The organism is Bacillus sp. FSL R7-0166 (genome assembly GCF_038008935.1).
Classification (GTDB): domain Bacteria; phylum Bacillota; class Bacilli; order Bacillales; family Bacillaceae; genus Bacillus; species Bacillus altitudinis.
The window spans coordinates 3,622,069-3,640,224 of record NZ_JBBPAC010000001.1 but is presented as its reverse complement, the minus strand read 5'-3'; the positions used below and the strand labels follow the sequence as shown (position 1 = coordinate 3,640,224).

Annotated in this window: 17 protein-coding genes and 1 riboswitch; of the genes, 10 read left to right on the top strand and 7 right to left on the bottom strand. The window is 39.0% G+C overall.

The features are described 5' to 3' along the window. Positions 1 to 69: 69 nt before the first annotated feature. Both NST01_RS18860 and NST01_RS18855 read left to right on the top strand, forming a co-directional pair. Positions 70 to 546: a YxiF family protein gene (locus NST01_RS18860; RefSeq protein ID WP_008344402.1), complete on the top strand. Its 477-nt coding sequence runs from the start codon at positions 70 to 72 to the stop codon at positions 544 to 546. A gap of 282 nt (positions 547 to 828) precedes the next feature. Further along, positions 829 to 2,022, top strand: a complete 1,194-nt coding sequence (locus NST01_RS18855) for an MFS transporter (protein ID WP_341042430.1) — start codon at positions 829 to 831, stop codon at positions 2,020 to 2,022. A 47-nt stretch (positions 2,023 to 2,069) separates the two neighbouring features. Here the strand turns inward: NST01_RS18855 and NST01_RS18850 are convergent, their stop codons facing one another. The 3 genes from NST01_RS18850 to NST01_RS18840 form a co-directional block, all read right to left on the bottom strand. Beyond that, positions 2,070 to 2,972, bottom strand: coding sequence for a shikimate 5-dehydrogenase (locus NST01_RS18850; RefSeq protein ID WP_017368407.1), 903 nt, complete (start codon positions 2,970 to 2,972; stop codon positions 2,070 to 2,072). Positions 2,973 to 2,990: 18 nt separating this feature from the next. Next, positions 2,991 to 4,172 (bottom strand): MFS transporter, encoded by a 1,182-nt coding sequence (locus NST01_RS18845; RefSeq protein WP_017359938.1) that lies wholly within the window; start codon positions 4,170 to 4,172, stop codon positions 2,991 to 2,993. 648 nt (positions 4,173 to 4,820) lie between these two features. Then, complete coding sequence (locus NST01_RS18840; RefSeq protein WP_125589233.1) at positions 4,821 to 5,837, bottom strand: LacI family DNA-binding transcriptional regulator; 1,017 nt, start codon at positions 5,835 to 5,837, stop codon at positions 4,821 to 4,823. A gap of 276 nt (positions 5,838 to 6,113) precedes the next feature. Next, positions 6,114 to 6,193: riboswitch (glycine riboswitch) on the top strand. Between the two features lie 162 nt (positions 6,194 to 6,355). On the opposite strand from NST01_RS18840, the gene NST01_RS18835 reads away from it, so the two are divergent. Both NST01_RS18835 and NST01_RS18830 read left to right on the top strand, forming a co-directional pair. Continuing rightward, positions 6,356 to 7,702 (top strand): amino acid permease, encoded by a 1,347-nt coding sequence (locus tag NST01_RS18835; RefSeq protein WP_191219039.1) that lies wholly within the window; start codon positions 6,356 to 6,358, stop codon positions 7,700 to 7,702. A gap of 90 nt (positions 7,703 to 7,792) precedes the next feature. Beyond that, positions 7,793 to 8,656, top strand: coding sequence for a hypothetical protein (locus tag NST01_RS18830; protein ID WP_341042428.1), 864 nt, complete (start codon positions 7,793 to 7,795; stop codon positions 8,654 to 8,656). A gap of 79 nt (positions 8,657 to 8,735) precedes the next feature. On the opposite strand, the gene NST01_RS18825 is transcribed toward NST01_RS18830, so the two are convergent. Together NST01_RS18825 and NST01_RS18820 are read right to left on the bottom strand one after the other, a co-directional pair. Then, a complete protein-coding gene (locus NST01_RS18825; protein WP_076821448.1) occupies positions 8,736 to 9,416 on the bottom strand; it encodes a DUF3169 family protein in 681 nt (226 codons plus the stop codon). Further along, positions 9,413 to 9,619: a helix-turn-helix transcriptional regulator gene (locus tag NST01_RS18820; protein WP_025208285.1), complete on the bottom strand. Its 207-nt coding sequence runs from the start codon at positions 9,617 to 9,619 to the stop codon at positions 9,413 to 9,415. The genes NST01_RS18825 and NST01_RS18820 overlap by 4 nt, the downstream gene beginning before the upstream one ends. 169 nt (positions 9,620 to 9,788) lie before the next feature. On the opposite strand from NST01_RS18820, the gene NST01_RS18815 reads away from it, so the two are divergent. Beyond that, the gene (locus NST01_RS18815) at positions 9,789 to 10,412 is read left to right on the top strand and encodes an NUDIX hydrolase (protein ID WP_008347394.1); all 624 of its coding nucleotides are present in this window, start codon (positions 9,789 to 9,791) and stop codon (positions 10,410 to 10,412) included. 10 nt (positions 10,413 to 10,422) lie between these two features. Here the strand turns inward: NST01_RS18815 and NST01_RS18810 are convergent, their stop codons facing one another. Beyond that, positions 10,423 to 10,911, bottom strand: a complete 489-nt coding sequence (locus NST01_RS18810; RefSeq protein WP_017359934.1) for a DUF4188 domain-containing protein — start codon at positions 10,909 to 10,911, stop codon at positions 10,423 to 10,425. Positions 10,912 to 10,915: 4 nt separating this feature from the next. Continuing rightward, a complete protein-coding gene (locus tag NST01_RS18805) occupies positions 10,916 to 11,467 on the bottom strand; it encodes a PadR family transcriptional regulator (RefSeq protein WP_008347390.1) in 552 nt (183 codons plus the stop codon). Positions 11,468 to 11,649: 182 nt separating this feature from the next. Here NST01_RS18805 and NST01_RS18800 point away from each other — a divergent pair, with 182 nt between their 5' ends. From NST01_RS18800 to NST01_RS18780, 5 genes are all read left to right on the top strand, one after another. Then, a complete protein-coding gene (locus NST01_RS18800; protein WP_341042424.1) occupies positions 11,650 to 12,543 on the top strand; it encodes a hypothetical protein in 894 nt (297 codons plus the stop codon). 101 nt (positions 12,544 to 12,644) lie between these two features. Continuing rightward, positions 12,645 to 13,598: a hypothetical protein gene (locus tag NST01_RS18795; protein ID WP_017368398.1), complete on the top strand. Its 954-nt coding sequence runs from the start codon at positions 12,645 to 12,647 to the stop codon at positions 13,596 to 13,598. A 330-nt stretch (positions 13,599 to 13,928) separates the two neighbouring features. Beyond that, entirely contained in the window at positions 13,929 to 15,788 is a 1,860-nt protein-coding gene (locus NST01_RS18790; protein ID WP_017368397.1) for a beta-glucoside-specific PTS transporter subunit IIABC, read from the top strand. A 4-nt stretch (positions 15,789 to 15,792) separates the two neighbouring features. Then, positions 15,793 to 17,259, top strand: a complete 1,467-nt coding sequence (locus tag NST01_RS18785) for a glycoside hydrolase family 1 protein (protein WP_065461409.1) — start codon at positions 15,793 to 15,795, stop codon at positions 17,257 to 17,259. Between the two features lie 31 nt (positions 17,260 to 17,290). Beyond that, positions 17,291 to 18,139, top strand: a complete 849-nt coding sequence (locus tag NST01_RS18780; protein ID WP_008347382.1) for a PRD domain-containing protein — start codon at positions 17,291 to 17,293, stop codon at positions 18,137 to 18,139. The last annotated feature ends 17 nt before the right edge of the window (positions 18,140 to 18,156 follow it).

Sequence of the window (18,156 nt, the reverse complement as noted above, 5' to 3'; positions counted from 1 at the left end):
TAATTATCTAATAAGGTATTTATCGTAAGGATAAATACAAAATGGAAAGGAGATGTTGAACTGGCTAATATGAATAAAAACCAAAAAATAAAAATCGAAACCTTAAAAAGAAAAAGCAGAAGAAAGCACTTAATAAACGAATTAAGTTATATGACACTTCCAGAACCCCCTTTTTTGGAGGTCGAAGAGAATCAATTTTTTTGTCAGAAGGTATTTACTTTCCTGCAATCGAGAGAACATAAAAGTCAAATACATGGAGACAACTATCTAGAGCATATTGAAAAGTCTACACAAATGTTAAATGAAATGGTCGGGAGGATAAAAGAGACTCCTAAACAAGGGAGATTGCTTTTTTTCCGAGATCATGAAATTGAAGCGCTTTTAGTGAATGTGGATGAAGTGTTTCATCATTTAAATCAACTTCTTGAGCAAACCAAATTTTTAAGTGGATACGGAGATTTCATTTTAATAGCAGAGGATTTTCATTTTGGATTATGCATAGAGCGTACAGAATATTTTTATGAGTTTAGTTTTTGGGGAATGTGAGTTTAGATCAAGCTTCATTTCAAAAAATGACAAGGATTTTTCTCTATCACCATTTCCCTCAAATTTAAGCAATTCACTATCATTACCTTTCACATTCATATAAAATAAGAGCTAGTGAAAATTTGAAGAGATGCTTGATAAATGAAGGGCATGTTAGCTGTATGAAATGATGAGATGTTTCAAGTACGTGAAGGTTGCAAAGCTGTTTCTCCTCACGCATGAATCTTGTAAGCGTAACCATTATTTGTCACTTCATTGCAATGTGTTGAGGGGTGTGTCAGCATGAGGAATCCGTATTTGAGAACGGCTTCTAGTCTTTATATCAATTATTTTTTATTAGGTATGGTCAATATTATTTTGGCTTCTAATATGCCATTTTTGATCAAACAATTAGATACAAATAGTGCGGGGATAAGTTATATGATATCTGCACTCGGTATTGGCAGGGTGCTCACGTATGGTCTATCGGGCGTACTGTCAGATCGTTTTGGACGAAAGCCGGTCATTTTGGTTTCCGGGGTGCTGATGGCGGTGTTCCTCATTGGAATCCCATTGTCTCCGAATTATCAAATCGCGTTTGCGTTTGCGATTTTGGCAGGGGTGGCGAATTCGGCGATGGATGCAGGGACGTATCCGGCTTTAATGGAAGCTTTTCCTCAAAACTCGGGATCTGCAAATGTGATGGTGAAGGCGTTTATTTCGATTGGGGCGACCATTCTGCCGCTCGCTATTTTCTTTTTAGCAGAGCATGATCTGTTTTATGGATTTGCGTTTTTTGTACCTGCTTTTATCTATTTAGTGAATGTGATGATGCTGTGGACATTGCCATTTCCGAATCATCGCAAGGTGGAGCAAGTTCAGGTGACGGAGCATGATGAACTTCCACGCTTCTCATCAGAGCCTACGTTTTGGAGAGAAGGGGTCGCACTGATTGTGATCAGTTTTACATCAAATGGTCTGTACGCCTTGCCGCAAATTTGGCTGCCTACGTACGGTGAGGAAATTTTGGGGATGGCTTCTGGCAGTGCTGTGAAGCTGCTTAGTTACTATAGCATGGGCGGTTTGCTGTCTGTCTTATTGCTCGCATTTCTTTTGCGCCGTATTGTTCGTCCGGTCACCGTGCTGCTACTCTATCCGATTATTACATTAGCCTCTATCTGTGTGCTATTGGTCGTGAAGTCTCCAGTCATCGGGACCGTCAATGCATTTGTATTGGGCTTTTCAACAGCGGGTGTCTTTCAGCTGACGTTAACCGTAATGGCTGAGTTCTTCTGGAAAAACAAAGGGACGATGACAGGAATTATCTCAACAGCAGGCGGAGTGTCCGCCATTGTGATTCCGGTCGTCACTGGTTTGATCGAAACCCACGCGACGATTTTGCAAATCTTTATATTTGATGCGGGTGTCGCTGTTGTGGCGATCATCGGGGCGTTGTATATCCTCAATCGATATCGCCGGATTATGATACACGAATAAAAAAAGACGACTTCCAAAGCGGAGGTCGTCTTTTTTCTGTGTTTCGTTTAGAAACGGTCATTTTCAAATAGAATTTGTTTCACTTGTTCAACAGGCATATCCTCGCCAGTAAACAGTTTGTACGCAAGGGCACCTTGCCATAGCATCATGCCAAGACCGTTAATCGTTTTGGCACCAGCTTCTTGTGCTTGAGCAAGAAGTTTTGTTTTTTGCGGGTTGTAGACGACATCTGTCACGATTAAGTCTTTGCGTAATACATCAAGGGTATCGTCAATAATGCTAAGCTCATCTAATGGTTTCATGCCAAGGCTTGTCCCGTTTGCTAAGATCGCACTTTCAGCTACTTCACGACGGAAAGCGTCTTTGTCTTCAAGTGGGAAGATATTCGCTTTGACACCGAATGATTTCATTTCGTTGTTGATGTAATTTACATTTTCCTCTGCTTGAACAAAGTATTGATCATTACGAGCAAAAATACTAATTTCACGAATACCTGATTGTGCAAGCTGAATGGCAATCGGAGTTGCAGCGCCGCCAGATCCAACGAGTGTAACCTTTTGTCCAGCTAATTCAACGCCATGTTCAATTAAGTTTCTTACGTAACCAAGACCATCTGTGTTGTAGCCAACCAGCTTGCCATCTTTGTTTACAACTGTGTTGCTTGCTCGAGTATGTCTTGCAGAATCATCTAGTTCATCTAAGTAATCAAGTACTTTCATTTTGTTCGGCATGGATACGTTAAATCCAGCTGCACCCATTGCTTTCATCCCGTTTACTGCTGCTTCTAGTTCATCATTTCCTACCTCAAAAGCAAGGTAAGCATAGTTGATTCCTGTTAGTGTATAGCCAAGGTTGTGCATCCGTGGTGACAGGCTGTGCCCGATTGGTGTTGCAAGAAGACCGACTAATTTTGTTTTTCCATCAATATTACGTTCGTGTATGTTTGTCATGATTGACATCTCCTTTAATTATCTAAACAATTTTTTCATGCGTCGTAAAACAAAGACTGCTAACAATACGCTGATGACCGCAATGATCATATCGAAGAATAAAGTCATTTTAATATCGTACGTGCTAACGAGTCCGCTTGTAATCAGCGGAACAAGGATAAACGCTGAACTTGCCGCAATGTTGACATATGATGAAGCCGTTGCTTTGTTTGTAGGGAATAATTTCATCATAATACTCATCGCCAACTGGAAAATGCCGGCTGTAAATAATCCTAAGAAAAAGGTACTAACAATGACAATGCCGTACGTTTCAATTTGAAATAGTGAAAGCATGGCAAGGAATGCCCCGATTGGGTAAATAATAGCGACCATAATTGGTGAAATGAATTTATCTAATACGATTGAAAGCAATAGAACAGATACGAGTGCACCAATACTAAAATAAGAAAGAAGCTGCGTCGCTTGTCCTGAGCCAAGCCCAATCAATTTCAACCCGAGCTGTGGAAGCCAAGTTTGCCATACAACAAATAATGCAGTAGACGTGAATCCCATAAGTACAACAGCTAGACCTTCACCAAACATTTTCGGTTCTTCCTTCATTTGCTCTTGAACGGGAAGATCGTTTTGAGAAGCCGTTTGTTTATGATCTGGGAACGGCATAAAGATCAAGTAAATGCCTACAAGTAAATAAAGAAGTCCTAGACCAAAGAATGCCCAGCCCCAGAAGATGTCATGTGCAATAAGGAATGCCAAGATAAATGGAAGAACAGTCGCACCAATTGATACAGACGCCTTCACTAATACAGAAGCTGAACTTGCTTTTTTAGGAAATGACTCTGTCAAAGCAGGATATGTTCCTGAATCAAGCAATGAGTTTGCAATCCCTGCGGAAATGGCAAAAATGAAAGCCAATGTATAATTGGTCGTTGTTGGAATCCCAATTAAGAATAATAAGTAAAGAAAGTTACCTGTAATAATGACAGGTTTTCGCCCCCAGCTGTCTGCAAGCCGGCCAGAGAAAAAGAGAGCAATTAATTTACCGATCCCGATTGCTGATACAAGCAAGCTGATTTTTGGAATATCTACATGGTAGCGTTCAGATAAGCTTTCCATGTTTGATGCCACAATAATATTGATCATGCCTAGCATGAAGTAGTTTAAATACATGCCAAGTGATGATTTAATGTATGGATTTTTCATGTTCCCACTCCTATATTTGAAACCCTGTTCGGGCCAAATTCTTGTTACCCTTTGTTATTTCCTTAAACGTAAATAATATTAAGTCCATCACAACACCCCTTGTGTGATTGATGAAAAAATAATGAATATTCATCTGTTCTTCAAATAAGTACATCGTTCTACTAAATAATTAAAAATAATAACAGTTATCATAAGTTGATGGACTTCCTCGATTTGATCAGAATCAAAAGATCCATCTTTAACTGTAGTTGATATCATAAATAACGATATGTTCACAAAAGGTATAACGATATACTAAAAGAAGCAACGAGATAAATATACTCCTGTGTATAAAATGTGTCAAGTTTATGACTTTGCGATTTAAAAAAAGAAAAATGTAATAAAGAAATAGTTGACTTGCTCAATAAAAAAAGGAGAATCGCTTTGCAATTCTCCTTTCAGCGTGTAGACAAACCCTCGCATTCTTTGTCAGTCCTGCGCTCCGGTGCTCACGAATGTCAAATTCGCTCTGCTCCGGTGCTCGTCCTTCCTAGACTGCAAAGGTTTTCTATCACGCTGAAAAGAAGACAAAGGGCTAAAATAAAGTTCATTTTAGCCCTTTGTCAACAATCTGAAAGGAGAATCGCTTTGCAATTCTCCTTTTCATGATCATGTCGAGGTTTCTCGAATATGAAGTTGAGGCTTTAATATCAATCGCTGCAGTTCTTCATCCTGCTCGTTCATTTTATGATACAAAAGGTTGGCTGCTTTGACTCCAATGGATCGTGGAAATGATGAGACTGTGGTGAGCGGCGGGTGATACATCTCCGCTTCAGGGATGTTATCGAACCCAACTACATCAATGTCTTCACCAGGCTTGATGTCACGCGCTGCCAATTCTTGAATCACCCCAAACGCCACTAAATCACTGAAGCAAAAAATAGCAGTAGGTGGTTCGGGAAGGTCAATCACTTGGGCAAGGGCTTCTTTCCCGCCTTCACGGGTAGGCACCATATCGATAATAAGAGATTCATCTATCGTTAAGTCTTCATCATCATGGGCTCTTTTGAACCCTTTCATCCGTTCAATCCAAGTTGAGGAGGATTTGATTCCACCTAAGAAGGCGATGCGGCGATGTCCTTTTTGAAGAAGATGACGGACCGCCATCCAAGTGCCTTGTTCATAATCAACACCGACATAATCACAATGGACATCTGCTAATTCACGATTTGCCAATACTTTTGGTGTGCGAATGTTGTTTAATTGTTTGACCGTTCGTGTCGAACTTTTCGATGCTGGATTTAAGATAATTCCACCCACTCGGTGCTCTACCATTGTGGAGATGAGCCGCTCCTGCTTATCTACACTATCAAAGGTTGTCCCAAGTAAAACGGTATAGCCAAGTGATTCAAGTGTGGTTTGCACACCGATTAAAAATTCAGAAATAAAGGTGTTTGAAATATCCGTGACGATCACACCTACAATATTTGAACTTTTCGACCGCATGTTAGCAGCGACGCGATCGTACACGTATCCCAAATCCTCCATGGATTGCAGCACTTTTTTCCGGGTGGCTTCAGAGATCCTAGGGTTGTTGCGAACAACGAGTGAGGCCGTTGAAGTCGATACACCGGCATGCCGAGCGACTTCTTGTAATGTCACACGCTGTTTGTTCATTTTTTTCATTTGTCTTCACCAACTTCATTGGATTGCCTAACTATGGTTCATCATCAAGATGGATGTCTCCACTAAACGAGCCGAACATTCTTTGTTTCATTATACCTTAATCAAGGGGTGTTGATGAAGTGATGTCATATCAGCTTCAGATAAGGAGGAGACAACATCTTAAAAGATTACCATTGACAGCTTTCTTTTAGAGGCGTAAAATATAAAATTATTCAGAAATAGCAACATTTAAAGTAAATATCGAAGGCTATGATTGCTGTGGGTCACACTATGGCAGGAGCAGCTTCTGGAGAGACCGCATGTATGTGCGGCGCCGAAGGGTTCACAATCTCAGGCAAAAGGACAGAAGAGTACGAAATATTGTATTTGTGATGCATGGATCATACTGTGTATTGCTTTTCTCTATTTTGCTATTCTTTTATGACCGTGAGATTGGAGCGCATCCAATCTCTTTTTTTATGGACTTTTTGAGAGTTCATTATTTCAGTATAGGATCGTGTCGTAGGAGGGTGTTGAAATTGGCACAACAAGAGTTAAAGCGAGATTTATCAAACCGTCATGTTCAATTAATTGCCATTGGCGGAACGATTGGAACTGGGCTGTTTTTAGGGTCTGGAAAGGCCATTCAATTGGCTGGACCATCGATCATTTTTGCGTACTTAATTGTCGGAATGGCCATCTTTTTTGTCATGAGGGCACTTGGAGAATTGCTCTTATCTAAGGCGGGCTATCAGTCTTTAACGGATATAGCAGAGGATTATCTTGGACCATGGGCTTCCTTTGTGACAGGATGGACGTATTGGTTTTGCTGGATTATGACAGCGATGGCGGATGTTATTGCGGTCGGGGTGTATGTGCAGTACTGGTTTGATATTCCGCAGTGGATTCCTGCTATTATTTGTTTATTGATTTTGCTAGGATTTAATTTATTAACGGTGAAGCTTTTTGGAGAAATGGAATTTTGGTTTGCACTTATTAAAGTGATTACGATATTACTGTTGATTGGCGTTGGAATTGTCCTGTTAATCATTGGTTTTCAAACAGATGCAGGGCCCGTGACGGTAACGAATCTGTGGTCACACGGAGGATTATTTCCAAATGGTGTGACAGGCTTCTTATTGTCATTCCAGATGGTGATTTTTGCGTATGTGGGCGTGGAACTTGTCGGTGTGTCAGCAGCAGAAACAGCGAATCCGCAAAAAAATATCCCGTCTGCAATTAATAAAATTCCATTAAGAATTCTATTTTTCTATGTAGGTGCGATTTTTGTATTACTATGCATCAACCCATGGACAGAACTGAGTGCATCAGAAAGTCCTTTTGTGAAAACCTTTGGGCTCATTGGAATACCAGTAGCAGCGGGACTCATCAACTTTGTCGTCCTGACATCTGCGGCGTCTGCTTGTAATAGCGGTATGTTTTCAACGAGCCGAATTTTGTATAATCTCAGTCATCAAAAACAAGGACCGGCATCTTTTGGCCGTCTGAATAAACATGCTGTTCCAAGTAATGCCCTGTTTGTGTCGACGATTGTGGTGTCAGTAGGGGCTCTTTTAAGCAAGCTGATTCCTGAACAAGCCTTTGGTATTGTGACTACGATTAGTGCCATTTGTTTCATTTGGGTATGGAGTATTATTTTAATATGCCATCTGAAATATAAGAAGACACGTCCTGAACTGCATAAGGCGTCTACCTTTAAAGCGCCATTTACACCTTTTGTGAATATAGCGGTTCTTGTGCTCTTTGCTGCTATTCTTGTCATCATGCTTTTCGCTGATGCTACACGTCCAGCTCTGTTATTGACACCCGTATGGTTTGGGTTTCTATTTTTGATTTATGCACGAAAGAAACGCCGTGTTGTTTAATGAAAAAGCCGTAATAGGCTTTTTTTTTTGAATCCTTTTTTCTTATGAATCGTAATAATCTTAGAAATATTTAGGGGGAGGAGGATAAGATTGGGTATAATATTATTTGGTGTTATTTTTATACTTCTATTAATACCTGTAATAATAACAAGTTTATTTTATATGGAAAGGTATTATAAAATCATTTTGAAGTTTTTCCGTGGTGTAAATTGGAGAGGAATTAACTTTAAAGGTAACTTAAAATGGGTTGATTTAAAAATATTAATAAAGAGAGCTGTGATAAAATCTCTCTTTATTAATAGTTTGCGGAAACTTACTGTTTGGGGGATCCTTTTTTCGTTTTTCCTTCTTCTATTTGTTCAGCATTTTAAATTTGAAAAGTTATATTTTTATGTTGGATTATTATTTCTGATTCTTGTCGCTTTCCTTTTAGCATATAAAAATGATAAGCAAGAGGTCAATGTTGCACAATACGGTACTAAGCTAAGTATAATGATATTGTATCCTCTTGTTCTTTTATTAAAGTTTTTAGAGAATGTGTCTAACGTTAACATGATAGCAATAATAGTTTTTTTTACGGCTTTATATTCTTATTTATTTCTAAAAAGTGTAATGGACATTTTTAAATCTACTTTTATGCATTTAGCAAATTTCATTTTTATTTATGTCTTTTTTAATTTTATCATTGGTGCTGTTTTCGGGTCTTTTTACATTTATAATTATCACTTCGAATATCATTATAGTGGTGAGTATAAGGGTGATGGCACTCTTTTAATCTTATATAAAGGATTAGAACCCTTTTATAATTACCCGATCATCCAAGTTGACGAGGGGAATATTGCATATATTCCAATGTTTGAATTTATTATAGGCAACATCTTTAATATTATTCTTGTTGGTATATTTATTTCATATTTTGTAAATAAGTTATCAACTAAAAATGAAAGAAGTTGATCAACTCATTCATTTCAAATTGAATACTCCGCCATTTACTCAAAGCACAGCCTTTTTAAAGGTCTGTGCTTTTGCTTATTTAACGATTTCGAATCTTCAACATATAGTATGCATTAAGAATGATCAGAACAAGTCCAACGACGATGATGGAGAAGAGCTGAGAGTGATTGGCGCCAAGAGAATAGACAATCAAAATAAACATGGCACCGGTCAATAAAATATTCATCATTTGGAAAGTGTGAAAAAGCCCATCGAGCATCACATGCTTTTCGCCTTCATCAGAAATGGCGAGCAGTTTTTTGCCATAATCTTTATCGGTTGGACTAGGTAGGTGACGATTAGGATAGACGAGCTTTAGGACAGAGATCGATGCATAAGAAAGAATGACGGTGATCAAAAATAAGGCAGCATTTGCGAGAATCAGCCAGAGTGGCTGCTCGGTTACGATGGAAATTCCAATTGCAATAATCGATAAAATGGTACTCACCGTATTAGCTAACGTTACATCAGTAAAGGTTCGGTACTGTTTTACCTCTAGTTCATCTTCCTCATCACCAGATACTGAAAGAGAGACTCTTTTCTTCATGCGTGAAATGCCTGAAAAACAATAAATGATGAATAGAACTGTCAAGCCAGTGATGACAAGAGTCGCTTCAAATGCAGCTTGCAGAAGTGTCAGCTCAAATTCGGCAGCCAGCAAACAGTAAGCACCGAGAAAACCAAGGAGAGCACCTAAGAGCATTTTGTATACAGTTTTCATGTGAGTTCATCCTCCTCGAATAGAAAAATTTGTTCAATGGGTTCTTGAAAAATACGTGAAAGCCTCATAGCAAGTAAGAGAGACGGCATTAATTCATCTCGTTCCATTAAGCTGATCGTCTGGCGGGAAACCTTTGCCCGTTTCGCAAGCTCCGTTTGGTTTAAACCATCACGCGCCCGCAGCTCTTTTAGCCGATTTTTCATTCTGTCACCTCAACTCTGATCAAAATGTTATCTTGATTGTAAAGTATTATATTCATTTTGACAAGTATAGTTGTCAAAATGATAAAAATAATTGTCAAAAGATCGCCTTTATTCAAAAGAGAATCAATGATACGCTAAAGAAAAGAGAAACAGAAAATAGGTGATGCCCATGTTCATTGATCAATTAAAAAGTGACTTACATCAATCACAGCCGCTATTTATCGGAGAAGAGACAGCGTTCAAAGCGGCAGTCCTTGTCCCTTTGGTGCAAGTAGACGGGGAATGGCATGTTTTATTTGAAGTGCGATCACTGACGATGAGAAAACAGCCTGGCGATATTAGCTTCCCAGGAGGCAAACTCGACGGCGGCGAAACCGCACAAGAAGCTGCACTGCGGGAAACATATGAAGAACTAGGGATTCCGCCCGAATCCGTCAAGGTGTTAGGACAGCTCAGTCCTTATATTGCCTCTCCATCCTTTGTGGTATATCCATTTGTCGGAATCATTGATGAACAGCAGGTCAAACATTCCTTTAATCAAGAAGAAGTAGAGGAGACCTTTACTGTGCCTCTATCATGGCTCAGCCAATACGAACCGTACTTACACCATGTATCAGTGCAGCCAACACCAGGAGAGGACTTTCCTTATGAAAAAATCATGAATGGTGAAAAATACAGCTGGGGGAGTCGTTCGATTGAGGAGTGGTTTTATGATTACGATCGTTACACCATTTGGGGATTAACTGCCCGTATATTAAAACATTTTGTGATGGTTGCAAAAAGAAATTCCTAGAGAATCAGCTCTAGGAATTTGTTGTAGAAAGGCGTTCTTTTGCGGTTTCTTTTCCTTTCCCTTTTCCAATTAGGATGGGTGCTTTAGCTTGGCTCAATCCATATGAAGGCATGTTCACGTAGATAGATTCATATGAGCCGGCTTGAATTTGATACGTTTCATGATAAATTCCGACCGCGTCATTATTTCGTGCTTTTTGGTTAAATCCTTTCCAAGCAGCCAAATGCTTCTCCATCTTGGCGTAGGCAAGGAGGTCCTCTGTTGATTTCCAATATTGGATCATGGTGGTGGTGCGTAAACCGAAGTAATTTTCTGTCCCGAGAAAACCAAGTTCTTCTTGATGTGTATAAAGTTCTTTGATCATCCCCGGCATCGCCTTAAATACTGGCAACCATTGATGGACAGCCCAGCGTTTATTGATTCTCATTCCGATAATGAACACAACAATCGGCTCAGAATTGTCTGTTGTATACCTGCCAGCACGTATATTTTTTTTCATTTGTTCATCCTTCTTTCTTCATCGATTCACAGGTCTCCACGCACCAATCAATTCCAGCCTGCGCCACTTTCTTTCCGTAATCTAACGTATACAGCCAATACTTCGCATCAGCTTCATCTGGATACAGCTCTTGAATGTTTTGTTCAATCGCAACATATGTCTCATAACGGATACGGAGCTGCCTCTCATAATCCTGTAAAAGCACCAATTTTTTCTCAAACGAAAGATATTGACCAAAGAATAACTTTAATAACACTTCATTTCGTTCTGATGGTACTTGATCGAGCGGCTGCGCCAGCCATTGCCTCAACGTGTCCAGCCCTTTTTCAGTCAGATGATACTCCCGCTTGTCTGAGCGCCCAGTTGTAGAAGCGGGTGAAACCTTCGCAAGCCCTTCCTCGACTATTAACTTTAAAGCTGGATAAATTTGTCCATAACTAATTTTCCAAAAGTGATGCAAGCTCCTATCAATTAATTGCTTCACTTCATACCCAGACTTACAATCTGTCGTTAAAATCCCCAAAATCGCATACGTCGTATCATTGTATTTTTTCATTGATCAACACACCTATCTAAAAGATATATCATTTAGATATATAATAAACGATGTATAACTGCAGATACAAGAGGTATGAGAAAAAAATAAATGCTAGAAAGGAGGTGAAGAGATCACTGATTGGTTAATCAATAAGATGAATCCTTCATATAGAGTGAACGATCATAGTTTGGAGGGGACATATGAGTAAATCAAAAATCTGGATCATGACTATTCTGGCGGTACTACTGATTGGTGGAGGCGGCTGGATAGCCTATCAAGCAATCGCAAAAAAGAGTGGTTTGAATCATCCCTACGCCTTTGCATATAAGACTCATGATCGTGTGAACTGGTTCAAGGTAACGGAAAGAAACGGAAAAGTAACAGGTCATCTGAATGAAACCATTTTAGAGGAAAATCCGAAAAGGCATTATGATCCCAATCTATTTATCAACAAATATCAATTAACTGGGAAATCAATTGAAAACGGTTACGAATTTTATGTGAAGCAAGGGAAAGAAACGGTCACATATGAAATTCACCTTGCCGAAAAGAATCTTTTTGTGAAAAAACAAGATGAAAAGCACAGCATCACATACAAAGCAGTTGATCAAAAAAAACTACGTGCTGTTCAACAGGACATTCATACTCGATATGAGAAACTGATGGATGACACGGAAAATAGATTTCATGATTATGTACGAAACTTCATTAAGAAAGTAACAGGCGCTTATGGTTATCTGTATACAGCAGAGGATGGTTCATACCAACTATTTTTAAAAGTAAAACGAATGTATATGCAGTCTGAATGGGCAGGTTCTTTTCTAATGAGAAAGGTTCCAGGAGATGGTGGTGAACCATATAAAGAAACGAAACATACAGCAGGTGGAGTTTCAGATGGGATAATGTTTGATTTGAGTACTTATCCTGCAATTGAAAAGGGTTTTATTTTAGGGGAAACTGACCGAGACGCAACATACATTAAATTTCCTTTTAAAATGGCAGGCGGGACAATAGAATTTAAAGCGGTCACGAAAGAGGAATATCAAGAACAAACGGAAGCATTCAAAAAGAAGGCGAAAGAATGGCAAAAGTAGATCGTGTTGGAACAGATGATTGTTGTGAATGGGATTTCAGGGCGATCAGAATAAATAGGGATCATGAAGGTTTTTCAAAACATATATGAGTGGAGGTACGTATGAGTAAACTGAAAATGTGGGTCGTGTCTATCCTGGCAGTACTCATCTTAGGTGGAGGCGGCTGGACAGCATATCAAGCAATCGCACAAAAGAATTCATTGAATCATGCCTATGCATTTGCGTATAAAACGAAGGATAAAATGAGCTGGTTTGAGATATCTGAGAATAAAGGCAAAGTAACGGGGCATTTGAATGAAAAGTATATAGAAGAAATATGGTGGGATCCCAAAATATATAAAAAACAATATGTAGTGTCCGGGAGTTCAAAGGAAAACGGTTATGAATTTCGAGTCAAACAAGGCAAAGAAACAATCATATACGAAGTTCAAATGTCCGGTAAAGACCTATCTGTGAAAAAACAAGGTGATAAGAAAAGCAGAATATATAAAGCAATCAATCGAAAAAAGCTAGATTCGTATCACAAAAAACTTCAAGTTCGACATCAACATCTAGTTGATACTTCAGAAACTAGATTTTATGACAATATGAGACACTTCAGGGATAAAGTGGCGAAGGTATATGGTTTTCTATATACGGCAGAGGACAAACAACTATTTTTACAAGTTGAAAGCATGCATATTGAGAATGGATGGCTCGGCTCTTTTCTAATAACAACTGTTTCTGAAGATGGTTGTAAGCCATATAAAGAAATGAAATTAGAGGTCGGGGGCGAAACTGATGGTGGAGACTATTTAGACATGAGCTACGATCCTATAATTGAACGAGGTGTCATTATAGGTTCGACTGATCGAGATGCAAAATCAATCAAACTGCCAATTAAAAAGACTAACGGTACTATAGAGATAAAAGCTTTCACGTATCAGGAATTTAAAAAACTCCCTAGACCATATATCATGACAGGCGATTCAGTAGAGTTAAAAGCTGTCACGAAAAAGGAATATGAAAAACAAGCGAAAGCATTTAAAAAGAAAGCAGAAGAAAAGAGAAAATAGGCATCTTAAACCAGATGAGTGAATCAACTTATCTGGTTTTTTATGGAGAAACATTTTGTTGATTGATGATAGAAGGAACAAAAGAGTTGCTTTAAGTAAATAAAGAAAAGTATTTTGGGTATATAGACCTTAATAAATTTCAGAAAAATAAATGTTGACGCTTTCATATAATCAATATATACTAAAAACAAATCCAATATAAATAAATTAGACATGTGACTGGTCATGCAGGCAGGATCTAAAAACGATGAATTTCTTTAATTTGTCGTTTTAGATCCTTTTTTTATTGCCAAAATATAGGTCTCATGTATGAGAAAAGGAGGAGAAAAAATGGATTACACACAAGTCGCCAAAGATGTTTTACAGCATGTAGGTGGTAAAGAAAACATTGCGCACCTTGAACACTGCTCAACAAGACTTCGCTTCACACTAATTGATCAGAAAAAAGCAGATGTACCAGCATTAGAAAAAACACCAGGTGTCATAGCTGTCAGAATGTCAGGACAATGCCAAGTGGTCATTGGGAATGACGTGATTGAAGTGTATCAACAGGTAACAAATTTAATGGGCGGCAGCTCGTCTGGGCAAAGCATGCCATCCAATCAGCCAAAAGAAAAAAGAAAAGCAGGCACAGTTCTATTAGATTTCATTGTGGGTGTCTTCCAGCCGCTTGTTCCGGCTATCGCAGGCGGAGGGATTTTAAAATCATTTCTTCTCCTCTTCTCTTTATTAGGATGGGTGGATGCAAAAGGCCAAACCTATCAAATACTGAACATGGTGGGTGACGCACCACTATACTTCCTGCCATTACTAGTCGCTGTCACAACGGCAAATAAACTAAAGGTAAACCCACTGGTCGCATTATCAGCAGTCGGTGCACTCCTTCTTCCGAACATGACAGCCATGCTTACTGAAGGTGCGCAATTAATGTCATTCGACGTAAAAAATATAGCTTATGCGTATCAAGTGTTTCCAGCAATCCTTTCTGTATTGCTTTACGCTCAAATGGAAAAATTCTTCACACGATTTTCACCAAAACCAATTCGGATTTTCTTTGTCCCAATGATGTCATTAGTCATTACTGTACCCGTTACGTTACTGTTATTAGGACCACTTGGTTTTACAGCAGGACAAGGGTTTTCATCCGTTATTCTTGCGATGTTTAATACAGTAGGCTGGGTAGCTGTTGCAATTTTAGCAGCGGTACTCCCGTTTATGGTTGCATCAGGCATGCACAAAGCAATGGTCCCTTATGCAGTGACAACGATGGGGAACCTCGGGAAAGAAGCACTTTATTTACCAGCATCACTTGCGCATAATATTGCGGAAAGTGGAGCATGTTTCGCAGTGGCACTACGCACGAAAGACAAGGTACTCAGATCAACAGCCATTTCGGCAGGAATTTCAGCATTTTTTGGCATCACAGAGCCTGCTTTGTATGGTGTGACACTTCAAAATAAACGCGTACTTGGAAGTGTCATGATTGGTTCGTTTGTTGGCGGGATCTTCATTGGATTAGTTGGTATACAAGCTTTTGTACTTGTTGGTCCTGGATTAGCAAGTATGTCGATGTTTATATCAGATGAGCTTCCACGAAATCTAATGTTTGCTGTCATTGGAGCTGTCATTTCCTTCGTTGTTGCTTTTATCGCTGCTTTTGTATTAGGTAAGGATAAAAAAGTAGAAGAAAAGACAAATGATCAAGATGCATTTGCTGAACAAATTGGAGCAGGGGAAACTTTCAAAAGCCCTGTGATTGGTCAAATGATCTCTCTAGCTGAAGTAAAAGATGATATTTTCTCTTCAAAGGTCATGGGAGACGGAATTGCCATTATTCCTTCAGAAGGAGCGTTATATGCACCAGTAGATGGTGAGGTCACCTTGCTGTTCGAAACAAACCATGCACTTGGTATGAAAACGGACAAAGGGGTTGAAGTATTATTCCATATTGGCATTGATACTGTACAGTTGGAAGGACAGTATTTTTATCCAAAAGTGCAGGCAGGAGATCGTGTACAAGCAGGGGATTTACTCATTGAATTTGATGTAGAAAAAATCATGGAAGCAGGATACGATCCAGTTACGCTTGCTGTCATCACGAATACAGATCAATATGATATTAAGGTACAGCCATTACAAGAGGTCAATCGCCAAGATACATTGATGGTTATCACCCAATTAGGAGGCTAAACATATGACGACAATAAAAGGTTTTCCAAAAGGATTTTTATGGGGCGGCGCCATTGCCGCCAACCAAGCAGAAGGCGCTTGGAATGTAGATGGAAAGGGCCCATCTGTTGCTGATATTGCGATGTACCGGTCTAATTTGAGTGTAGAAGATTATGAAGGGCATCTAGCTGTTACTTCTGAAAATATAGATCGAGCGATGAAAGACCCAGATGATAAAAAGTATCCAAAACGCAGAGGTGTTGATTTCTATCATCACTATAAAGAGGATTTGGCTCTATTTGCTGAAATGGGTTTTAAAACTCTTCGCATTTCTATTGCATGGAGCCGTATCTTCCCAACTGGAGAAGAGAACGAACCAAATGAAAAAGGACTCCAATTTTACGATCGTGTATTTGCAGAAATGAAAAAACACAACATAGAACCGATTGTGACGCTGTCACATTATGAAATGCCGTTAGCACTGAGCGTGAAATATAATGGCTGGGTTGAAAGAAAAGTCGTTGATCTCTTTGTTAAGTTCGCCAATGTATGTTTTGAACGCTATAAACATGATGTGAAATATTGGCTGACCTTTAATGAAATAGATAGTATTCACCGCCACTCTTTTATTACAGCAGGAATTATTCCTGATCGCTGTCCAGAAGGGAAAGAGGAAGAGACGGTTTATCAAGCACTCCATCATCAATTCATTGCCTCTGCACTCGTAACAGCAGATTGTCATCGCATCATACCAGGCAGTCAAGTAGGGTGTATGCTGACAAAATTAACAACGTATCCGCACACTTGTCATCCGAATGATGTGGAGCGGGCATTGAAACAAAACTTAGAAAACTATTTCTATGCAGATGTTCAGGTATTTGGTGAATACCCGCCGCTTATCAAGCGCATGCTTGAGAGAAAAAACATTCATATCCAAATGGAATCAGATGATCTTTCTATTTTAAAAGAAAATACAGTAGATTTTATCTCGTTCAGCTACTATATGTCTTTAACTGAATCAGCTGATGAAGGATTAGAAAAAACGGATGGAAATACCATCCGTGGGGTCAAAAATCCTTACCTTCCATCTACTGATTGGGGATGGCAAATTGATCCGGTTGGTCTGAAAATTTCTTTAATAGAATTATATGATCGTTATCAAAAACCACTGATCATTGTAGAAAACGGCATGGGTGCAAAAGATGTTGTTGAAAGTGATGGATCAATTCACGATGATTATCGTATTAACTATTTCAAAGAGCATTTCCGCCAAATGAGAGAAGCGGTGGAAGAAGGCGTTGACCTCTTCGGATATACGAGCTGGGGCTCAATTGATATTATTAGTGCAGGTACATCACAGATGTCAAAACGATACGGGTTCATTCATGTAGATCAAGATGACGATGGAAACGGTACATTAAAACGTTCTCGTAAAGACTCATTTTATTGGTACAAAAAGGTCATTGAAACAAATGGTGAATCGCTTGATTGAAAAACCACAATCATGAAAACAGGTGATGACGATGTTTAAAATCAAAAAAGTTTTAAACTCGAGTGTGGTTCTGGCTGAAGATCAGAACCAACAGGAGATGGTTCTATTCGGCCGTGGGATTGGTTATGGACAAAAACCAGGTCAAATGATTGAAGAAAAGAAGGCAGATCAAGTGTTTATGTCTGTCGATAACATGAGAGCGAAGGAATTTCTCCAACTATTAGATTCAATGCCACAAGAGTTTATCGATTTAACTCAGCATATTGTTCAATATGCTGAAAAACGCTTAAACTCAAGTCTGAATTCTGGTGTCTATTTTACCTTGATGGACCACTTGAATTTTGCAGTAGAACGGCACAAGAAGAATATTAATATTACAAATCGAGTATACTGGGAAATCAAAAACTACTATACCGAAGAATTTGAAGTAGGTAATTATGCGCTTGAGTTAGTCAACAATACATTGGGCATACAATTACCAAAGGAAGAAGCGGCCAATATCGCTTTCCATTTAATTAATGCGTTAGGTGAAGAGTCCGATTCTAAAGATGGCATGAAGTATGCCAAGATGATCGGAAGTATTGTGAATCTCGTCCGCTATACGTTGAATATGAAAATGGATCAAGAGAATATTCATTACAGCCGATTTATTACACATGTGAAATTCTTTGTTGAAAGATTTTACGCAAATAAATTATTATCAGATCAAGAAAATGAGTTGTTTGAACAAATTGCACACTTGTATCCTCAAGCGATGGATGTAGCTTTCAAAATCAAAGATTATATTAAACAGGTGCATAGTATTGTTATTCCAAATGACGAACTTACGTATCTGGCGGTACATATTCACCGCCTCATTTCTTATCAAGAACTAAAATAAATGTGGACCACTTGCCT